The 19,901-nt window shown below is 58.8% G+C and carries 15 protein-coding genes and 2 pseudogenes; 4 read left to right on the top strand and 13 right to left on the bottom strand.

The window, feature by feature from the left end; genetic code table 11:
• Window positions 1-590 precede the first annotated feature (590 nt).
• From VWY75_RS14875 to VWY75_RS14860, 4 genes are read left to right on the top strand one after another with little or no spacing between them, the layout of a single operon-like run.
• Window positions 591-1,508 carry a MotA/TolQ/ExbB proton channel family protein gene (locus tag VWY75_RS14875; protein ID WP_416539184.1) on the top strand — a complete coding sequence of 306 codons (918 nt, stop codon included), beginning with the start codon at window positions 591-593 and terminating at the stop codon, window positions 1,506-1,508.
• Window positions 1,509-1,512: 4 nt separating this feature from the next.
• Window positions 1,513-1,890, top strand: coding sequence for an ExbD/TolR family protein (locus tag VWY75_RS14870; protein WP_416539183.1), 378 nt, complete (start codon window positions 1,513-1,515; stop codon window positions 1,888-1,890).
• A 9-nt stretch (window positions 1,891-1,899) separates the two neighbouring features.
• Window positions 1,900-2,277, top strand: a complete 378-nt coding sequence (locus VWY75_RS14865) for a biopolymer transporter ExbD (protein ID WP_340547271.1) — start codon at window positions 1,900-1,902, stop codon at window positions 2,275-2,277.
• Window positions 2,274-3,128 carry a TonB family protein gene (locus VWY75_RS14860; protein WP_416539182.1) on the top strand — a complete coding sequence of 285 codons (855 nt, stop codon included), beginning with the start codon at window positions 2,274-2,276 and terminating at the stop codon, window positions 3,126-3,128. The genes VWY75_RS14865 and VWY75_RS14860 overlap by 4 nt, the downstream gene beginning before the upstream one ends.
• Window positions 3,129-3,502: 374 nt before the next feature.
• Here the strand turns inward: VWY75_RS14860 and VWY75_RS14855 are convergent, their stop codons facing one another.
• The 13 genes and pseudogenes from VWY75_RS14855 to VWY75_RS14795 all read right to left on the bottom strand — a co-directional run.
• Window positions 3,503-4,432, bottom strand: a complete 930-nt coding sequence (locus tag VWY75_RS14855) for an MYG1 family protein (protein ID WP_416539181.1) — start codon at window positions 4,430-4,432, stop codon at window positions 3,503-3,505.
• Between the two features lie 202 nt (window positions 4,433-4,634).
• A complete protein-coding gene (locus VWY75_RS14850) occupies window positions 4,635-5,387 on the bottom strand; it encodes a hypothetical protein (RefSeq protein ID WP_416535151.1) in 753 nt (250 codons plus the stop codon).
• 133 nt (window positions 5,388-5,520) lie between these two features.
• Window positions 5,521-5,973, bottom strand: coding sequence for a hypothetical protein (locus VWY75_RS14845; RefSeq protein ID WP_416539180.1), 453 nt, complete (start codon window positions 5,971-5,973; stop codon window positions 5,521-5,523).
• A gap of 70 nt (window positions 5,974-6,043) precedes the next feature.
• Entirely contained in the window at window positions 6,044-9,382 is a 3,339-nt protein-coding gene (locus VWY75_RS14840; protein WP_416539179.1) for a M10 family metallopeptidase C-terminal domain-containing protein, read from the bottom strand.
• Window positions 9,383-9,921: 539 nt separating this feature from the next.
• A pseudogene (locus VWY75_RS14835) lies at window positions 9,922-10,390 on the bottom strand (transposase); the annotation flags it as partial.
• 679 nt (window positions 10,391-11,069) lie between these two features.
• Window positions 11,070-11,558: pseudogene (locus VWY75_RS14830) on the bottom strand (transposase).
• Between the two features lie 476 nt (window positions 11,559-12,034).
• On the bottom strand, window positions 12,035-13,237 hold the full coding sequence (locus tag VWY75_RS14825; RefSeq protein ID WP_416538135.1) for a GIY-YIG nuclease family protein: 1,203 nt from the start codon (window positions 13,235-13,237) through the stop codon (window positions 12,035-12,037).
• Window positions 13,230-15,284, bottom strand: coding sequence for a pseudomurein-binding repeat-containing protein (locus tag VWY75_RS14820; RefSeq protein ID WP_416538134.1), 2,055 nt, complete (start codon window positions 15,282-15,284; stop codon window positions 13,230-13,232). The genes VWY75_RS14825 and VWY75_RS14820 overlap by 8 nt, the downstream gene beginning before the upstream one ends.
• Window positions 15,274-15,927, bottom strand: coding sequence for a hypothetical protein (locus VWY75_RS14815; protein WP_416538133.1), 654 nt, complete (start codon window positions 15,925-15,927; stop codon window positions 15,274-15,276). The genes VWY75_RS14820 and VWY75_RS14815 overlap by 11 nt, the downstream gene beginning before the upstream one ends.
• The gene (locus tag VWY75_RS14810; protein ID WP_416538132.1) at window positions 15,924-18,653 is read right to left on the bottom strand and encodes a class I SAM-dependent DNA methyltransferase; all 2,730 of its coding nucleotides are present in this window, start codon (window positions 18,651-18,653) and stop codon (window positions 15,924-15,926) included. Before VWY75_RS14810 ends, VWY75_RS14815 begins: the two co-directional genes overlap by 4 nt.
• Window positions 18,654-18,894: 241 nt before the next feature.
• On the bottom strand, window positions 18,895-19,164 hold the full coding sequence (locus VWY75_RS14805) for a Txe/YoeB family addiction module toxin (protein WP_260098718.1): 270 nt from the start codon (window positions 19,162-19,164) through the stop codon (window positions 18,895-18,897).
• On the bottom strand, window positions 19,161-19,412 hold the full coding sequence (locus tag VWY75_RS14800) for a type II toxin-antitoxin system Phd/YefM family antitoxin (protein WP_260098719.1): 252 nt from the start codon (window positions 19,410-19,412) through the stop codon (window positions 19,161-19,163). The genes VWY75_RS14805 and VWY75_RS14800 overlap by 4 nt, the downstream gene beginning before the upstream one ends.
• 153 nt (window positions 19,413-19,565) lie before the next feature.
• Window positions 19,566-19,901: tyrosine-type recombinase/integrase (locus tag VWY75_RS14795; protein WP_416538131.1), on the bottom strand; the 336-nt coding region annotated here is incomplete at its 5' end.

The following is a 19,901-nucleotide window of genomic DNA, read 5'->3' as shown; positions in this document are numbered from 1 at the left end:
GTTTCCGGCGCGCAGACCGGGAGCTTGCCAGAAGTTTGCCAGAAGGTTGCCGGGGCGCTCTGGCGACAGACGCCGTTGCGGCAGCCTTTGCGCTTAACTTGACAAAAGAACTAGGGTTAAATAACTGACCCCGGGCGCAGCGGATGATGCGCCATCCAGCAAGACTCTGCACCTCAGCTGTGCAGGGCTCCAGCCATTCTCGATCACGACACCGATCAACACGGCGGCACCCTGTGCCGATGGCTGGAGAGACATGTGACACAGGGCAATCCCCCACCCTCAAATGACAGCGCCCGCCGCCGCCCGCAGCGGATCCTGATCCGGCGAGCCTTGCGCCAGGTCGCCGCCCTTATGCACTGCGCAAAGGATATGGCAGCGATCTCTCCGCCGTCCGGTCATAGCGGCATAGCGCGCTGGAGCCTGACCGGATTGCCGCCCAGCCGACATGTGATCCCTGAATGGGAGAGGCCAATCATGACCGCTAACCCGTTGTTCCCCCTGCAAACCATGGCCAGCCCCCCCGCATCGTTCTTTGCCACGGTGCGCGCCGCCCCCGGACAAAGCTATATCGCCGCCAATTGGAGCCTATCATGACCATCCTCAGATCAGCGGCCCTTGCCGCGCTGTTGCTGATCCCCGCCTTCGTCGCCGCGCAGGAGGCGCCGGTGTCGCCAACCCCTCCCGCCCCGCCGGTGCCGCAGGTCGCAGCCGATGCCCCGGCATCGGTGATGCCGCAGATCCCCGCGACCACAGGCTCCGCCGCGCAAGCCCCAGCAGCAGCACCGGCACCGCAACCGGATGCGCCGCAGACCGCGGATGCCGCCGCCCCGGCGCAACAGCAGCGCCTTGCGCAGACCGCCAGCGATGCCACCGCGCAGGCCATGGCGCTCCTGCGTGATGGCGGCCCCTCGATCTGGGTGATTGCCGCTCTTTCGGTGATCACGCTGACGCTGATCCTGTGGAAGATCTGGCGGCTCGCGCTGATCGGCGCCTGGTCCCGGGGCAAGGCCGGCCGCGCTGTCGCCGCCTTTGAACGCGGCGAACCGGACATCGCCCGCGATATCGTCCGGGGCCGTCGCGGCATCCGCTCCAAAGTGGTCGCAACCGCGCTGGCCTCCGTCCACACCCTGCCCGAAGACCGCGCCCGCGAAGAAACCGCCCGCGTCGCCAAGCTGCATCTGGCCTCCGCCGGCTCTGGCCTTGGCGCGCTGGAGCTGATCGCCACCATCGCCCCGCTGCTTGGCCTTCTGGGTACGGTTCTCGGCATGATCGCGGCCTTTCAGGCCTTGCAGGCCGCCGGGTCCAAGGCCGATCCCGCCTTGCTGGCCGGCGGCATCTGGGAGGCGCTCCTGACCACTGCGGCCGGCATGGGTGTGGCCATTCCCGCCTCCGCCGCCCTCACCTGGTTCGAAGCCGTGATCAGCCGCATTCGCCGCGACCTTGAGGACAGCGCCACCCGCATCTTTGTCGCCCACCAGCCGCCATCGCTGAAACTGGCCGCCGAGTAAGCCGATGCACCTCACCCAAGCTCAGCGCCCCCGACGCAAACCCAGCCTGACGCCGATGATCGACGTGGTGTTCCTGCTCTTGGTGTTTTTCATGCTGGCCTCCCGCTTTGGCACCGATGCGGTGCTCGACCTGCCGCTTGCGGGTCAGGGCGGCAGCTACAACGGCCCGCCCCGGCTGATCGGCATCGGTGCCGGCAATCTCGATCTCAACGGCCAGCCGGTGGCCGAGAGCAACCTGCCAGCGGCGCTCGCCCTGCTGATGGACAGCCCCGGTGACATGCTGGTGCTGCGCGGGCGCGATCAGGCCGATGTGCAGCGGATCACCGATGTGACCAGCCTGCTGCGGCAGGCCGGGTTCAGCAATTTTGTGCTGGTGGACTGAGGAGCCCCCGTGGACCTGACCGATCCCCCCCGCCGGATGCGCACGGAATCCATCGTGCCGATGATCAACGTCGTATTTCTGCTGCTGATCTTCTTCCTCATGACCTCGCGGCTCGCCCAGCCTGACCCGTTCGAGGTGACCCCGCCCGCCGCCGCGCTGGAGGGTGAGCCAACATCCGATGCCGTGCTCTTTATCGACGCTACCGGGCGGCTGAACTTCGACGGCCACGAAGGCACCGCCGCGCTCAGCCGACTTGCCGACGCCAGTGGCAAAACCATTCAGCTGCGCGCCGATGCCCGGTTGCCCGCAACCGATCTGGCGCGGATCCTGCGTCAGCTGGCCGCCGCCGGGCTCAGCCGCGCCGAACTGGTGGTGCGCCCACAATGAAACGCGCCGCCGAACTCACTGTCTTTGCCGGGATCGCCACGGTGATTCACGTTGCCCTGTTTGCCAGCGCCCCCAGATCCGGCGCCCAGTCCAGCGGCGCCGGCGGCGATGCTCTGGTCTCGGTTCAGGCCGCCAGCGCCACCGTGGTCGAGATGGTCGAAACCTGGGAGCGCCCGCCGCAGACCCAGCCCCGGATCGACACCGATCTGACCCCGCCACAGACCGCCCCTTCGGCCCCCGTGATACCGCAGTTCGACCTGGCGCAGGCGCCCAGCGCCGCACGCCAGCTCGCGATCAGCCCTCCGCCCCGCGCTGACAGGCTCGACGTCGACAGCGCACCACCGCCGCCGCCAGCGCCACCGCAGACCGTGCCGCGACCACTGCCCGATCCCGATCTGCGCCCCCGCGCAAAACCACGCGCCAAGCCGGAGCCGCAACCGCAAAACGCCCGCAAAGCCGAACAGAGATCATCGGGGCGCGATGCCCAGCGCGCTGCCGGATCGGGCGGCGGCGCCGAGGCGGGTCAGGCGGGCAGCTCCGCAGCCGCCACCGCAGAGGCCGGTCGACAGGCCAAGCTTCAGGCGATCTGGGGGGCCAAGATCCGCGCCCGTATCGAACGGCGCAAACGCTACCCGTCAGGCGCGCGCGGCAACGGGCGGGTGGTGGTGCGTCTCACCGTTGCCCGCAGCGGTCAGCTGATCAGCCACCGGATCGCCAGATCCTCCGGCAATGCCGCGCTGGATCAGGCCGCGCTTCAGGCCGTCGCCCGCGCCGCAAATTTCCCCGCCGCCCCCCGGCAGCTGACGCTTAGCCAGATGACATTCAGCCTGCCGATGGATTTTTCGAAGTAACGGCGCGACCGGCCAAGCGCGCCCTTGTGCAGGCGTGAAACCCTGTCCGCGCCCCGTCGCAGGATCAGCGCGCCACCGATGCGCCCGCAGGCCGGCGCCAGTGTCGGTGTCAGTGTCGGTGCCCGCGCCTGTTCGCCTAATCTGTTCGCCTAATCTGGTTGCCCAGTCTGTTAACCTCACAGAAATATCCGTTGCGGTCTTACCAGATATCCGCGCCCGCACGCTCTGCAACGCCCAGAAAAAGTATCAGCCTGCCTGTCCGAATGTTTCGCGCGCGAAACAATTAGACAGGGACGCTGACCTTTTCCACAGCACGAGCTGACAACCGGGCTGCCCCAGACACGGACCATGCCGCGCCACCTCGCACCCAAGGTTTACGCCGCAGGCCGCTGTGCCTCAGCCACCGCAAGCTCCGCCATCTCAAGGATCGCCGCGCGGGTGTCGGCCACCGCGATGAACCGGGCGTTGTGGCAGAATTTGGCCCCCTTGACCCCGCAGGCCGCCTCAAGCGCGGCATCGGTCAGCCCGGCCCAGGCCGCAGGCAGATCGGCGCGGCTTTCAAAGCTGTCGCCGCTCTTGCGGATGGTGGTCAGCGTCCAGTCGCTGCTGCGCGGATGGACCACGAACAAGAGATGGTCAGCCCCGGCCGCCTCGACCGCCGCGCGAAAGGGCATTCCCATCGGCAGCTCCAGCACCCGCGCCGCACCTGCGGCCTCGATCGCGCTCAGCACCATGACCTCGGCGCGCCGTTTCGCCGCCCTCCCCCGGACCGCCGCCTCGACAAAGGCGCGCGCCACCGGCAGTGCTGCCAGAAACGCCTGATCATCCGCGCCCTCGCGGCTGTCGTCAAACGCCGGCTTCAGCGTCTCCAGCAGCACCGGCAGCGTCATTCCCGCCAGCGGCCCCGCTACCGAAGGTTCTATCGCGCCATTGTCCAGCAGATCCACCGGCAGCACGAACCCCTGGTCAATACTGTGGTGGATCGCCTCGATATCCGCCTCCGGCACCGCCAGACTGCGCAGGTAATCGCGGCCATAATGCCGCCAGATCAGCCCAAAGGAGCTATAGGGCTGGCCATCGTCGCGCAGCGGATTGGGGCGCTGGTGATGATCGAAAACCTGCGCCTCGGCATCATAGGCCCGGCCCACGTCATAGATGATCCGCCCCGCCTGCGGCGTGATCCAGGCCTCCTCCCGCGAGCGCAGCAGCGTGGCATCGGGAAACAGCCGCGTCAGAATGACCGAGGACAGCAGTTCATCGGCATGAAACCCGCCGGAATGGGTCACAAGATGGGTGATGGTCATCAAAGGCGCTCCGCAAGGGCTAACAGGCGTCGGGCACCCGCAAGGCCACCCATCGGTATCAAAGGCGGCGTCGCCATGCGCGCATCATCACGCCCCCGGCGCCGCGCCAGGCTCTCCCCCCGGATAGCGCATCGTGCTGGCAAATTACAGGGGCGAAAAACACCCGCAGATCATTGGCTTGATACACCCAGTGGCAGGTCGGCTAGGCGGCGGGTTTGCGGACCTGAATGCGGGTCCATTTCTCGCCGCTCCACAGATCATGCAGCGCGCCGATCTGGCCCAGCAGCGCGCGCTGGGGGGCGGCCTCGGCATCGCGCAGGTCGAGGATGATCGCCCCATCGGGTTTGACGCTGTTCTTCCAGAAGGTCTCATAGGTGCTGACCGGATAGTGAAAACCGCAGCTGAGCAGCGACAGCGCCAGATCGACATCTCCGATCCGGTTCGGATCCTCGCGGCCCGGATTCACCGTCGTCACATCCGCCACGCCATTGGCGGTCAGAAACGCCCGCGCGGTGCTGAGACTGCTATAGGCGGCCCCTTCGGCGTCGAAGCCGAAATGGGTCGCCTCATTGTCTTCCAAGTCGATCAGGGTGATCGCGCAGGCAAACTCCCGCGCCAGAAACAGATCAATGAAGCCATAGCCACATCCGATATCCGCGACATGTTTCGGCGCAAGTGTCTCCAGCGTGGGCTTCAGCGCCAGATACTCAAGATAGAGCACGGAAATCGCGCGTTTCAGCAGCAGATCGCCGCGGCGCGCCACTTCGTCCTGCAACTCCTCCGGCTTGCCCTTGGACCAGCGCCGGATCGGTCGGCCGGGACGGTCCAGATCAAAGAGCACCTCGGACCGCTGAAGCACGGTGTTCAGAATATCGGCCTCGCTGAACATGGACAGATCCAGCGTTTCTACCACGCTGGACTGGGCAACCTCTGTGACACGATCTGCGTTGAACATCCTCGCGCTCCTTGCGTCTTCTGTGGCTCTGCGCTGCTGCCGGGCAGCACATCGGTCTGATACCATGAGACCGCAGAAAGCGGTAGGAAAACATCCTTCGCAGGCTTGGACTTATCGCAGGTTCGGCATGCGGTCAGTACATCACCGTGTTGAGCGTGACCTCGGGCCGTTGGCCTGCGGCGAGCTTGGCGCTGCCACGGGCGATCAGCCAGCCATCTTCCCGTTCCAGCCGCGCGACAATCCGCCGGGCGATATGGTTCTGCGGCAGCTCTGTCTGCGGCAGGCTGAATGCGATCTGCCGGCTGGCGCCATCGCTGATGAGATCGACCCGCGCCGCAGTGTCATCGGGCGCATCTGCCTGCGACGGATCCGACAGAAAGACGGTGATCCGCCCCTTCGGGATCTTGCCCTCGCCGACAAAGGTGACAATCCCCTGCACCGCTCCCGGCTGTGCCCGGCCGCGATCAGCGGTGACCACCAGCGCGGTTGCAGCCAGCCCAAGGATCAGCTGACGCCGGTGCAGCGGCTGGATATGGGACCGAGGTTGGGACTGTCTGATAGACTGCGGGGCAAGATAGCGGGGCATGGTGTTTCCTCTCCCGAAACATAGCCAGCACAGGGGGCGCAATCGGCCCCCTGTGCCTGTTCGTATCAGATCAGATGATCACAAAATCATCTGCTGTCAGCTGTAGCCCGGACTGCAACTGGGCGAACTGGATCGCATCGTCACCGCCCTGACCGTCCGCATCATAGGTCAGCGCACCGCTGGAGGTGTTGTAGACAATCCGGTCCGCCGCATCGAGCGCGGTACCCGAAGCGCTGCTGTGGAAGGCGCCAAAGTCCAGCACACCCTCTGCGCCCACTTCGGTGAAGATCGCGCTGTCCAGCAGGATGGTGTCACTGGCCACATCGAAGTCGCGGATCTCGTCGATATTGTCCGCCCCCAGCTCGGTCGAGAAGCGGAAGTAATCGTCTCCCTGACCACCAAAGAGCGTATCCGCCATCAGACCGCCATCCAGCATGTCGTTGCCACGTCCGCCCCTGAGCACATCCTCGCCCGCCTCGCCCGGCTGCGCCGGTGCCGGTGGGAATTCGACCGAGACATTCAGCTCATAGGTGGAGCCTTCAGGCACGCTCTCGGACCAGCCATCGGCGGTATCCGGCGACCAGCTGCCCTCAAGGATGTAGTAGGTGCCGGTTTCCTCGACCACAAAGACAGTGCTGGAGTCGCGGTTGCTGGTGGAGCCGGGATCGCCGCCGCCATCATCGTTCTGGGTGACGATATTGCCCTCGCTGTCCAGCAGCCGAACCCAGCTGTCGTGAACATTGGGATCGGCAATCCCGTCGATGTCGATGGTCAGCACGGTGCCCGCCGCCAGATCAATGCGGTAGTAACCACCCGCCCCGTTGCCGGTGGCATTCACTGTGGTGTGCAGCACGCTGGTCGAGTCAAAGATATCCGGGTCCTCGGTCAGCGAGAAGTTATCCGAGATATCAAAGGCGGTTTCGATCGAGTTATTGGTCGCATCCGGACCCAGCGTGGCGTAGCCGGTGCCAAGACCGGGCTGCGGTATCGCATCCGCGGCATCGGCAAAATCCCCCAGCAGGGTGTCATCCCCGTTGCCGCCTTTCAGGGTGTCATTGCCCCCCTGCCCGGTCAGCACATTGTCGGAGCCGTCGCCCTTGATCCGGTCATTGAAACCGGAGCCGGAGATGTTCTCGATGGAAACATAGGTGTCACCCGCGGTCTTGCCATTGGCCATGTTCAGCTTCACGCCACGGGTCGCATTGGCGTAGTCGGCCGTATCGCTGCCCGCGCCGCCATCAAGCAGGTCCGCCCCGCCACCGCCGGTCAGAACATCGTCGCCGGCACCGCCGCTCAGGGTGTTTTCGCCATCCGAGCCGATCAGGTGATCGTCATGGAGCGAGCCTACCGCGTTTTCCACATCCACGATGATGTCATGACGAATCGTGGTGCCGCGTCCGACGATCTGCACCGGTCCGTCAGCGTCGCCGCCACGGGCTGTGCCGTTTTCCAGATCGACAGTCACCCCGACCGAGCTGGTGGTATAAACCACGGTATCCACGCCTGCGCCGCCGTCGAGATAGTCCTGACCGCTGCCGCCGATCAGAACGTCGTCGCCGTCCTCACCATAGAGCATGTCACCGTCGTTGCCGCCATCCAGCGTGTCGTCACCGCCGCCGCCATTGAAGACGTCGCCGCCGCCCTGACCCCAGAAATGGTTGTTGTCGGAGGTGCCGATAAACCGGTCGATCCGGTCATCCGAGCCGATCAGGTTTTCAATGCTGTAGAAGGTATCGCCCGAAGCGGTGCCCCCGCTGGCCACATTGGTTTCCAGGTTGACCAGCAGCTGGAACGGGCTTTCCTGGCTGAAATCAACGGTGTCGATCCCTGCCCCGCCGCGGAACACATCGGCCCCCGCCTGACCGCGCAGCAGGTCGTTGCCATCGCCGCCGTCCAGCAGGTCGTCGCCCGCTCCGCCGTTGATGGTATCATTGCCATCGCCGCCATAAAGCGCGTCATTGCCATCGTCGGTTTCGGTCTGATCCTCAAGGTCAGCAATATCAATGGTGTTGTTGATGTCGCGGCTGGCCAGCGTATCGCGCCCGCCAATGATCAGATCATCGCCACCAAGGCCAAAGATGGTGTTGCCACCGGCACCGCCATCCAGCGTCTCATTGCTGTCATCCCCGATGATCAGACTGTCCAGCGCGTCGGTTGGCCCTTCGTTCGGCGCATCCGGCGCGTCGCTGCCCGGTGTTCCCGGCGTGCCGCCCGCGTAGATGATGGTCTCCACATTGGCGATGTCGCCCAGATCCAGCCCATCGGCCACCACGATCACGGTGTCATTGCCGCCGTTTTCTTCCTCGCGAACGATATCATCAATGGAATCAACGAAATAGACGTCATCGCCGCCATTGCCGGCCATGCGGTCATTGCCCGCGCGCCCGTCCAGAACATTGTCGCCGTCATTGCCGATCAGGATATCGTCGTAGCTGCTGCCGATCCCTGTCTCGATGTAGTATTCGGTCTGATCCGCGTTGTGCCCGGCAAAGATCGACACATTGTTGTTGTGCCCGTTGACGCTGGAAAACTCACCGGCACGCAGGTCCAGAATGGTGCTGGCGGTGGAGCCGGAGAAGTCGATAGTGTCATCGCCGCCGGTGTCATGGATCACAAAACCGATATCGTGCTGCGGCCCGTCCTCGGTCAGCAGGTAGCCGTATTCGCTGCTGTTGAAGCCATAGGTATTGTCATCGGTATTGAGGTTGATGGTCTGATAGGTCCGCACGCCCTCATCATCGACGGTGGAGAAATAGCGGCGAATGATCGCCTCGATATCACCCATAAGCGGGGTCACCGCTGACCAGCGCGTATCCTCACCCACGTCGATACCATCGAAATAGGACATGACGCTGTATTGCTGACGGTCATAGGTCCAGGTCGCATTGTTCAGATAGTTGATCTGCACGCCGCCGGGGCCGCTGTAGTTATAAAGACCGGGGTGGTTCAGGCCGAATTCATGGCCGAACTCATGCACAAAGGTATCAAAGACATAGCCGCCAAGGTCGGTGATATTCGGCTCGGTATCGTGAAAACGCTGGCCGACGCTGACATAGCGGTCGCTGGAAAAGGCGCTGCCGTCACTTTGTTCGCCGATTTCCGGGCTGACAACCTCCATCCAGTGCACATCGGCATCAAAGGGGGCGTCATCGACGATCTCAAATTGCAAAGGCGTGACTGCGGACCACATCTCCAGCGCGCCGATGGCCGCCTCTTTGTAGCTGGGGTGATCATTCAGCCCGGTCAGGTTGATCACCAGCGGTTCAGCGGCGATTTCCGGCGTCAGGCTGCGTCCCAGCGCCCCCAGATAATCGAGAAACCCCTCGTAATCCTCGCTTTTGCCAAAGGGGTTCTCCGGCGTTTGATCATTGGTCCACCAGTCTGTGCTGGTCTCGGTTGATGTTGGCATGTTGGCCTCCCTGTCATTCAACCCAATCGTTCAACCCCGAGTAGTCAGATCTGATGGGCAAAATTCACCCGTAGCCCTCCGCAGGCATGTCGGAGCGCCCGGGCCGCCATCGGCTGACCTCGGAGATTATAGATATATTGGTTTCGTGCCCTGATCGTTTCCGAATTGAATGATCGTTCAACTCACTATTTTTGGTGAGTTTTTCGACACTCCTTGGTTTCGGCAAAAGCTGGCCCATTGACGTCGGGGCATGAGCGAAGTTGTGCGGACAGTTGCAAGGGCCGCAGAACCGCGCAGAACGGCGAATTGACAGGTGACCGCCGTTCCGCTGATCGAATCAATCATAGGTAGCAAACCTGACGCCCGCAGTATGGCCCTGCCCCAGCCCTGCCGCGCCACGACCGGGCGACAACCTGGCCGGCACGCCGGTAACCGGGCCGCAGGCCTCCTCTGCCATCGGGGGGGCTGATCTGGGCCGCCGGATAAGCTCTGTTGCACAAATCATGTGAAGGGGGCGCTTCCCCTTTCCCCGGACGGACTTACCCTACGGGCACTGTGACGGGTATGCCAAGGGCGGTGTAGCTGTTTAGAACCGCGATCCGGATTTGGTGTCCAGCCACCTGTCGGTCGAAGTCTCGTGAGGCGATGCGTACGCCGAAGGATTTCAGACATCGCATCTTTGCCTCGATCCGACTTCGGGCATGATAGCCGGTCCATCGCTTCCAGATGGCCCGCCCGAGGTGCCGGGTGGCGCGCAGGATCCCGTTGCGAGCCGTTGCGGCCGGACAGTCTTCCTTCCAAAGGCGCTCGTTCTTGCGGATAGGGATGACGGCGGCGGCGCCTCGATCCAGGATGGCCGTATGGCAGCGGCGCGTGTCGTAGGCGCCATCCCTTGCCCGGCAGTGCATGTCTACATGCACGAGAAGGCGGTCACGGTGCAGATCTGTTCCTCTGGCGGCACTGGCTCAGCAGTTCGGGCAGGGCCGGACTGTCGCCTTTGTCGCTGGAAGGGTTTTGTTGCACAAATCATCTGAGGGACCAACTGCTCATGCCCGTCAGCTACCACTCTGGATTCAAACAGTGAATCCCTCAGATGATTTGTGCAACAAAGCCGTGACAACCTCAAATCAATGCCTATTAAATGAAGGCAAAGTGACCCTGTTTTTTCTACTTTTCACCCTCGTGCAGAATGAGATAAAGTAAATACACTGGACCACCCAGAAGCATGCTATTCACACCCAACCTCAATCCAACAAGCATGTCCCTATCCGGTAACCAAAATTTAAAAACGACACAAATTAAATAAAGACCCAGAAAAGGTTTGAATATTTCACCTTTCAAAGGGCGCCCCCGCCAATCTAAATTTTAAATACATCAATTTCTGCATTCTAATATTCAGAATTTCCTCAAGAACTAATTATATTAAAAAACGACCTCAACTTCACCTGAGGAGTTCCCCCCTAACTAACCGCCTAACAGGCCGACCCTCGACGCCAAAAATTTGATATACTCCAAAAAACACCCACATTTGCTCAGCTATTATAAAAGTGGAACCTAGCAAATACGGATATATAGGTATGGCACATATAGCAATTAAAATCATCGCCGCATGATTATTTACCGACACATATCCCGCAATAATTGACTCCACCACCATCATTATTAATATTACCAGAGTGATATTAGGTCATGTTGACAAATGTCTGAGCCAAAGCCGGATGGATGTAATGTCGATGAAGCCCAGGAAGCTTTCCATGGTTTTGTCGTAGCGAGTTGCCACGCGGCGTGCGTTCTTTAGTTTGTTGAAGCAGCGCTCGACCAGGTTGCGCAGGCGGTAAAGCGAGCGGTCGACACCGATACGCTTCTTACGAGATTTACGCATTGGGATAACGGGCAGGACGTTGCGCGCATTCAAGTTCGCCCTGATGCTATCGCCATCATAGCCACGATCCGCCAGCAACACGCTGGGACTGGCGGTAGACGCTCGACCACTTGCCAAACTCTTCCGGCAGATCGCGCCATGGCGCGCCGGTCCGGGCAATCCAGAATATCCCATCAAGAACAAGCCGGTGGTTGGTTGGTTTGCGTCCGTTCGGGCACGGGCAGAAAGGATGAAACGCTCAAAGAACACCCATTCTTCGTCCGACATAAGGTCTCGTGCCAAGCTGGTCTCCATCGCAGATACCAACTTGAATCACGTTCAGCGCTGCCTGTGAATCCCTTTTGTCAACACGGCCTAACCTTGTCCATGAAAGCCAGAGATCGGGAAAGCTTAGCCTGTAATGGGCTTCTGTGTGGCGTAGTGAAACACTGGTGAAGTCCAATCGCAACAAACGCTTTGCTCGGCATCGGTGCCGTTCGATCCGAGTGCAGCATTCTTCACTATGGGCTCACTGCCGCCTTGCGGCGATGCGGCAGCTCGGTTGCAGCGATACCGCACCTGGTTTCTGCTGCCAGATGACACCAGCCAGCCCGAAGCGGAAGTAGACAGAAGGACCTGGCCAACAATGCTGCACATGCGAGACTATTTGGGCCTGTTTCGGAAAAGCTGACGCTCGGTGATACGATCTATCATCCTTTGATGCAGAGACCTTGGCTTAATTTTGGCCCGCTTCCATTCGGCAGTCGCATGAAGCAGAAAACAGCAGCTTTCTAGGAGGTGGAGTTGAGCAATTCCAACGTCGCATTTTTCGGATTGTACACGTACTGAGCTATCGAGCCATCTTTGATACGTTCAATGGCTTCCTCAATCACAAAAAGTGGTACCATAAACCACTCCTTGGGACATATAGGGCGCCCAAGTCGATCAGGAATTTCGATGTCCAACTGCGCCGGCGCGAAGATCCTGTGCAGAAGGTTCTCTAGCTTGGTTCTATTTATATTGTAAAGTCGGTAGGTAGCCACAACGTCGACCTTGGCCATCAGGAATGTTGGTTGGAGGTGCGCGCCAGAAATGCGCTTCTCAACATCATTACTAGTCACTCCAATCTTGTGAACAAGTTCACGGTTTGCAGCGACTAAAGGATGCTCCGAACGACTTCGCAAAACATAAATTGTTCCGCTCGCTTCATCACCTTCAGCGGTTTCATCGGAAAATAGCGGGCCTGCATTCGGCTCTGTTATCCTGCGCCCAGCATCCCCATCAGCATTGAGTGCGCGTTGAAGCGACCGCATGAGCATCTTGCTTTGCGTGCCGTTGTCGAAAATGACCCGCAGGCGTGAATCTGTTCGGCCATGGTCCGTAAGCTCTATTTCGCCCATTTCCGCGACATAGGCTTTTTGCCCTCCGACGATAAAGAAACGGCCTGGTTCGATTTCAGCCTTAAGCTCAAACTTGCGTGTTTCCCTTAGGCCAGAATCCAGCTCCTTCTGGATCTGCTCAAAGAGCGGTTTAAAGGTGTTGAAATCTTCACATTTTTCCCGCCCTGCGACTTCCTCTGCGGCCTTTTTTTCTGACGTCGAGCGAACGTGTTTCAATTCCGAAATGGATGGCATCTCTGCGTCGATGCCAAGCTCCGCCAGCAATGCATCATCATCAAGGTTTTCGAGATCAGCTTCTTCGGCTGAATTTTCAGCGCCCAGAAGCCCTTGATGGTCCATGCCTGAAATCAAATCTCTGCCACTACCCAGCTCACGCAGACGTTCAAGCCGGGTTGCATAAAGGCGTTCAAAGATATCTTTGTCCTCGCCGTGGCCTGGGACTCGCCCATTCTGGTCTACAAACCGCTGGATTTCTTCAAATCCTGCAATGATACGCTCCTCTTGCGGAGTACGTGCGGCAACCTTCTTGGTCTCGATTTCCACACCAAGTTCCGCGAGCAGCGCATCATCCTCGTCGGTGAAACCTTTAGCCATTTGCAGCCTCCTGCTTCATGCGCGCAAGGAATGCGACACCTTCAGCCATTTTCTTTTCCCAAGCATCCGCAGATGTGATCGATGGCAACCGCCCACGCTCATGCTTGAACTTGACTGCACGTTTGGCCAAGTCTCGGGCCTCATCTGGCGAAAGCTTTACTTTTTTCGCCGATATGACTGCTTGAACCTGTTTGAGGCTGTCTTCGCTCATTGTCTTCGCGAGGATGGAATAGGCCTCGCCGAACGGGTTGATCCGATCAATCAAATCGATATCCAACTCACGTACATCCATCGCAAATTTGCGCACACCATCGATCAAAGCTGTATTCCCACCAGTTTCATCCGCATCTGCACCTGACAGTGCGATTTCTTTCGCTTTCTGGGTGAGATTCAGAGCCGCGATCGCATGCTGGCGTACAGCCTCTTGGTCTTCCGCATCAAGTTCTGGAAACTTGGTACCGACAATCTTGCCCATTCGCACTTGCGTGAGCTCTTCGGGGACCATCTCTTCGTCAAAGAGCCCACGTTCAATAGTCGTTTTGTCCTGAACGAATGCCGTGATTACCTCGTTCAGATCCTCATCACAAATTCGCCGTGCGAATTCGCTTTTGGGTTCAGCAAGGCCTTTGATTTCCATCTGGATTTGCCCTGTGGCCGCATCAAACCCGACGTTCTCCTTGTTCGGATCATAGCCGCCTTCACCGTAGTCAAACCCTTCGACGGGTCCGCTCGTCGGCGTCTTGGGCGTGAAGTTGAAGCGAGGGGCCAAGACCTGTTCCATCAGCAGGCTTGCCGCGATGGCTTTGAGCGTGTCGTTGACCGCTTCCGTCACAACCTCTTCACCCGCATCGGGTTCGGCGATCAGGTTGGTGAAGCGCGCCTTGGTCTTGCCTTCTGCGTCGCGGGTCGCGCGGCCGATGATTTGCACGATTTCAGTCAAACTCGCTCGATAACCAACGGTCAAGGCATGCTCACACCAGATCCAGTCAAACCCTTCCTTCGCCATCCCGAGTGCGATGATGATATCCACGTGGTCGCGGTCGTTCTTATGCGCCGGGTCCTTCAGGGCACTCGCCACCTTGTCGCGCTTTGCCGCCTCATCATCGACCAGATCGGCAATGCGCAACACGCGACCCTCGGACGTCTCTACCAGCTGGAAACCCGTCTCAGGGTCGAGGCCTTTCCATTCACCTAGGCTGTCGATGATGTGTTCGACTTCCTTGTGCTTGTCCTTGGTGCTTTCGCGGGAATTCACATTCGGGATGTGGACGATGGTTTTCTCGTTTGGGTCCAGAACCTCTAGAATGCTGTCAGCATAGGACCCGGTGTAAAAGAAATAGCCGATATCAAGCGTCTTCAGATGCTCATAGCCATTGAGCTGCTCGTAGTAGGTGTAGGTGACCGTCTCGAACCGAGCTTCGTCCTCGGGGGACAAAACGGCTTCGGCATCGCCGCGGAAGTAGGACCCCGTCATCGCGACCAGATGCACCTTGTCGCGGGCAATGAACGCGCCCAGATGCGCGCCGAGCTTGTTGTCGGGATTGGCCGATACGTGGTGGAATTCGTCCACTGCAATCACCCGATCGTCAAAGGCCTCGACCCCGAACTTGTCGACAGCGAAGCGGAAGGTCGCGTGGGTGCAGACCAGCACCTGATCATCGCTTTCCAGAAAACGCCCAACAGCACCAACCTTGCCGTCATCACCACCAGGAGCGTTACACAGGTTCCATTGCGGCGCGACTTGCCAATCGGCCCAAAAGCCGAACTTGCTCAGCGGTTCATCGTTGAAGCTCGACCCGATGGATTTCTCCGGCACCACGACGATGGCTTGTTTCAAACTCTGATTGTGTAGCTTATCCAGCGCAATGAACATCAGCGCCCGCGATTTCCCCGAAGCGGGCGGCGACTTGATTAGCAGATACTGCTCCCCACGCATCTCATAGGCGCGCTCTTGCATCTTGCGCATGCCCAGCTCATTCGAGGTGGTCGAACTGCGGTTCCGCGCGTAGGTGACGGAAACGGAGGGAACAGATTTTTTATTCGACATTGCGGCTTCCTAAAATTGGCTGCAAATCGCATGTAGGCTGCTCAAACCGCCGCCTCATCTCAGCTCTTTGCTCTTCAAAAAACTTAATCTTTTCAGCCATAAATGCTTTTGGATCCCATTCGGACCCCAAGTTTGCCTTGTGTACGGCTTTGATCCGATACCGTTCCGACAGTTGCTCAGCGAGGCATAGTGCATCGTAGCCGAGCTTTGCATACCCCTCTTGGCGGGCTTCAAAAAACTCCGAATAGTCCGGCGGAGTGGCGGCATACTCCGATTGACCGTCAATATAGCGATCAGTCGTCCGCGCTTTGTTCGGCAAGCCCAAAATTCGATGCATCAGGCCTTCGGGCAAACTCCGCCAGGCGATGTCGTCTGGATATTCAGGTGGTGCAGGTTGTCGAACTTGCGCGACATAGTACTCCTCCCCATCGTCTGTCCGTCCTGCTGGTTGACCATGACTGGTTCCGTCATCTTGCACCACATCGACGCATTTGTCGGCGTATTCGTGAAGGATACAGACCAGGCGGATCGCCGCATATGATCCCTCTTGCCTGCGCTGTTTCCACGATGCAAATCCATCCTTCGCGATGGTCAAAAAACTTCCGACGACGACGCCAACCAAACCAAAGACTGCTTCGATCATACCGCCACCTTCGTTGTCATCTTGGTGTAGAGCTCGAACAGCTTTTCCAGCCGCTCTGTGTCGTTGCGGAAGCGGCGGCCTATGTAGATGCGTTCCAGGACCTCGTCGTTACGGTCGTGGGCTTGCCGCAGGTTTTCGGGCATGGCGTCGGGTTTGTAGAGGTCGGCGATGGTGGCGGGGAAATGCGCCTCGCGGGCCAGCAGGATATCCTCGGCGCAAGCCGTCAGGTCCGCTTTGTTTTTCTCGGTCAGTTTGGGAAGGGGAAATGTGTTCCAGCCGAGGGTGTTGGAATAGCTGAAATCGGTACGCATGCGCCCACACACTGTCGCAATCCATGCCAGATGCAATTTCGAGCAAATCACCGCCAGTGCCCAGAGCTGACCATCAGGTATGTAAAACGCCTTGTTTGTCGGAATGACGGAGTCGTCCGTCAATCCCGCTGGAAAATACTCTCGGTTTTCAGACGATACGATTGGGACAAAAACCTTCTGTTTTTCATCCCCTTTTCGTTCGCGAAACTGATGCGGCGATTGGGCAAGTTTGTTGACAGCAACATCGGTTGTCTTCAGGCGATCCTCTTTAACCGATGCGACGCGCGCTGAGATTTGAGGGTATGACAGCGCCTCATCCAACTCGCCGTCAGAAATCCACATGCAATACCGCTCTTTGCCGTTGATGAATTCGGTCGAACCCAAGAAGCGACGAAGAAACTTTGACGGAACACCTTGCTCTGCGAGCTTCATTCTTTCACTCGGGTCTAACATCAAACCAGCCGACTTTGAGTAGTACACACCGTATTGCATAGAAACTCGCGTAAACTGCGGTTTCTTCGAGGCTGGGACGGCATCAATCAGATGATCCGTAAGATAGGGGTTAATGTTACGAACTTCCCTCTGAACTCCATCGGTATAGAGATAGCGCCTTTCACTTTCGTGGCGGTCCACGCCAACAACGACCACAGTCACTCCGGCTTTATTTGCTGCCAAATTTGACCATTTGAACGACGTGTGGGCAAAACGAATTTTGAATCCGCGTTTTTGCAGAAGCAGCCATGTGATCGGCACCTGTTGACCTTGGCAAATGCTGTTTGTGGCCACAAAAGCAAACGGCGCATCACAGGCCTCGTTATAGAGAGCAGCTTTCATTAGCCACGCACCGACATAGTCGACATTTTTCCACTTGTTGGTTTCGCCAGCAAAGACCCTTTCTAAGTCTTCCTTTTCATGAGCTTCTTGCTTTCTAGTGCCTTTGAAAGGCGGGTTGCCGCAGATATAGGTCTCGCCGCCCTCGTTCTTGAAATCGATCTGGGCCTTTTCCAGCGGGGACATGAACAGGTCTTCGCCGCGCATATCGACCTTTTGGCTCGTCGGTGGGCAGACGGTCAGCCAATCGAGGCGAAGCGCATTGCCTTGGGTGATCCAGTTCTCCGCATCGAGAGGCAGAAACGCGGCCAGCGCGTCCTTATGCCCGCGATAGGTCACGTCGCATTGGTATTCCGCTATGATCAGCGCAAGGCGGGCAATCTCGGCCGGGAAATCGCGTAGCTCAATCCCGCGATAGTTCGTCAGCGGGATATCCGTGCGCCGATCGGGCTCGCCGCAATAGGCGTTGATCTTCGCCTCAATCGCGCGCATTTCCTTATAGGCGATGACAAGGAAGTTGCCCGACCCGCAGGCGGGATCAAAGACGCGGATTTTCGACATGCGTTTGCGCAGATTGTCGAGCTTGCGTTTGTTTTCCCCTGCCGCCTCAAGCTGGGCATTCAAGTCATCGAGGAAGAGCGGGTTCAGCACCTTCAGGATGTTGGGCACAGAGGTGTAGTGCATCCCTAACGCGCCGCGCTCCTCATCATCGGCCACGGCCTGGATCATGGAGCCGAAGATATCAGGATTGATCTTGGTCCAGTCGAGCGAGCCGATGTGCAGAAGGTAGCTGCGCGCGATCTTGGAGAATTTGGGTGCCTCGGTGCTGCCCGAGAAAAGCCCGCCGTTCACGTATGGGAAGGTATCGGCCCAGCGGGGGAGGTTTGCGCTCGCGCGGTCCTCGATCTTGGTGTTCATCGCGCGGAACAATTCAGCAATCACTTCGTGCGTGTTCGAGCTGTCTTTGTCCGACATCTGCGTGACGGTGGCGGTGAACAGGTCTTCGCCGTTCAGGATTGAGGTGTCTTCGGCGAAGAAGAGAAAGATCAACCGCGCCATGAAGTGGTTCATGTCATGGCGGCGCTCTGCCGTGCCCCAATCGGGGTTGGTTTTCAAAAGCTCGACATAGAGGCGGTTGAGGCGGCCCGTGGCCTTGATGTCAAACGAGCTTTCGCGGATTTGTTTGACGGTCGAGATACCCGCAAGAGGCAGGAAGAAACCGAAGTGATCCGGGAAATCTTTGAAGTCGCAGGCGATGGTGTCGCCGTTGGTCAGGTCCTCGGCCTCAAACGTCTGGCCATCGGTGGCGAGGATGAATTTGGCCTTGGCTTTGGAGGTGGCAGGGCTGGACTTGAGCGCGGCCAGCGTTGCAGACACGGTGCCCGCCGCGCAGGACTTCAGGTGGATGTTGTTCGTTTGCAGTACGCCGTCCAGGTCCGATTTGTTCGACGTGCCTGAGCGAAGGCGTTTGAGCGTGGTCTCCTTGTTGCCGAAGGCGAGCAGGAAATCATACGGAAATTCAACTGCATCAAACGGTTGTTCGGCCAGTTGAGAGATGGCTTCTTCGATTTCAACGGCGTTCATGCACGGCCTCGTACGCGTTATTCAATGGCTTGGGCGCTGATACCAACAAATCCCCCTGCTCGCATCAGTAAAACAATCATCAGGTCAGGGGGCCATAATGTTGCCAATAGCCGTATTTGTTTGAGGAAGCCGCTCAACATCAGCATCGGGTTTAGAGTGGACAGCCATGCAAACAGTCAAAGCAAAGGCCGTGAACTATATTTTTGCCTGGTACTGAACAGATAGCGAAGAGCCTGATCGATCAGTAGTGATAGCGCAACTGGGCGATCTCCAAGCTCTGGCCATCACCTTTGCCGCTGACGCGATAAACAAACCTGTGTTCAGCAGTGATCCGGCGGGACCACCAGCCGCTCAAATCGCCTTTGAGAGGTTCGGGCTTGCCTATACCCTTAAAGGGCATCCTTCCCGCCGCCTTGAGAAGCTCGTTCACACGGTCGAGCCCCTTTTCATTGCCCGGAGACTGCCACCACAGATAGTCCTCCCAGGCATTATCAGAGAAAACCAGCTTCACAGATCGATGTCGCGCTCAGTTCCGTTGCCCGCATCAAGCTGTGCGATGGAGGATTGAAGACGGCGCGCATTCGCTGGGCTGCGCTGCAAGTGAAGCGTTTCCTGGATGGCGTTGTATTCATCCAAGGACATCATCACGACGGCCTCGCGCTTCTTGCGGGTTACGACGACGTCAACGTTATCGTGGATAACACGATCCATAACGTCCTTCAGAGATGCGCGTGCATCGGTATAGGTAATAACATCCATGGGAGCCTCGCTTCGTGTGACATACATATATGCACGGAATTCTGTACATGTCAATATTTGAGAGCCAACATCCTCTCCTCCCGCTGGAGCCTTGCATAAGGCTCGACAAGTCAGAGGCAAGGCTTTGGGAATGTTTTTTAACGTCTTGGCTTCCTAGATCTCGACGCTCTCGGAAATTGACAAGGCATCTTCCAGGTCAACCCCTAAGTAACGGACTGTGCTATCCATCTTGGTATGCCCGAGAAGGAGCTGAACCGCTCGAAGGTTCCCGGTTTTGCGATAAATCTGGGCAACCTTGGTACGCCGCATCGAATGGGTTCCATAGGCGCTTGGCTCCAAGCCAATGGATTTCACCCAATCCCGAACCAGTCGCGCGTATTGGCGTGTACCTATGTGCGGCCGATCGTGCAGTCTTCCAGGCCAAAGAAACTCCGATTTCTTCATTATTGGCATATTCAGCCAGGCCTGAAGCGAAGATCGCGTTCCTTC

Origin of the sequence: Phaeobacter sp. JH20_08 (genome assembly GCF_048056635.1) — a bacterium.
In the GTDB taxonomy this organism is placed as follows: domain Bacteria; phylum Pseudomonadota; class Alphaproteobacteria; order Rhodobacterales; family Rhodobacteraceae; genus Phaeobacter; species Phaeobacter bryozoorum.
Note: the sequence above shows the minus strand (reverse complement) of the source record. Positions and strands in the feature narration are given on the sequence as shown.

Excerpts from the sequence above, each read along its gene's own strand:
- VWY75_RS14850 (WP_416535151.1), bottom strand. The coding sequence starts at position 5,387 with ATGTTCAACGCAGATCGTGTCACAGAGGTTGCCCAGTCCAGCGTGGTA.
- VWY75_RS14875 (WP_416539184.1), top strand. The coding sequence starts at position 591 with ATGACCATCCTCAGATCAGCGGCCCTTGCCGCGCTGTTGCTGATCCCC.
- VWY75_RS14870 (WP_416539183.1), top strand. The coding sequence starts at position 1,513 with ATGCACCTCACCCAAGCTCAGCGCCCCCGACGCAAACCCAGCCTGACG.
- VWY75_RS14810 (WP_416538132.1), bottom strand. The coding sequence starts at position 18,653 with ATGAACGCCGTTGAAATCGAAGAAGCCATCTCTCAACTGGCCGAACAA.
- VWY75_RS14800 (WP_260098719.1), bottom strand. The coding sequence starts at position 19,412 with ATGGATGTTATTACCTATACCGATGCACGCGCATCTCTGAAGGACGTT.
- VWY75_RS14820 (WP_416538134.1), bottom strand. The coding sequence starts at position 15,284 with ATGTCGAATAAAAAATCTGTTCCCTCCGTTTCCGTCACCTACGCGCGG.
- VWY75_RS14860 (WP_416539182.1), top strand. The coding sequence starts at position 2,274 with ATGAAACGCGCCGCCGAACTCACTGTCTTTGCCGGGATCGCCACGGTG.
- VWY75_RS14855 (WP_416539181.1), bottom strand. The coding sequence starts at position 4,432 with ATGACCATCACCCATCTTGTGACCCATTCCGGCGGGTTTCATGCCGAT.
- VWY75_RS14825 (WP_416538135.1), bottom strand. The coding sequence starts at position 13,237 with ATGGCTAAAGGTTTCACCGACGAGGATGATGCGCTGCTCGCGGAACTT.
- VWY75_RS14815 (WP_416538133.1), bottom strand. The coding sequence starts at position 15,927 with ATGATCGAAGCAGTCTTTGGTTTGGTTGGCGTCGTCGTCGGAAGTTTT.
- VWY75_RS14845 (WP_416539180.1), bottom strand. The coding sequence starts at position 5,973 with ATGCCCCGCTATCTTGCCCCGCAGTCTATCAGACAGTCCCAACCTCGG.
- VWY75_RS14840 (WP_416539179.1), bottom strand. The coding sequence starts at position 9,382 with ATGCCAACATCAACCGAGACCAGCACAGACTGGTGGACCAATGATCAA.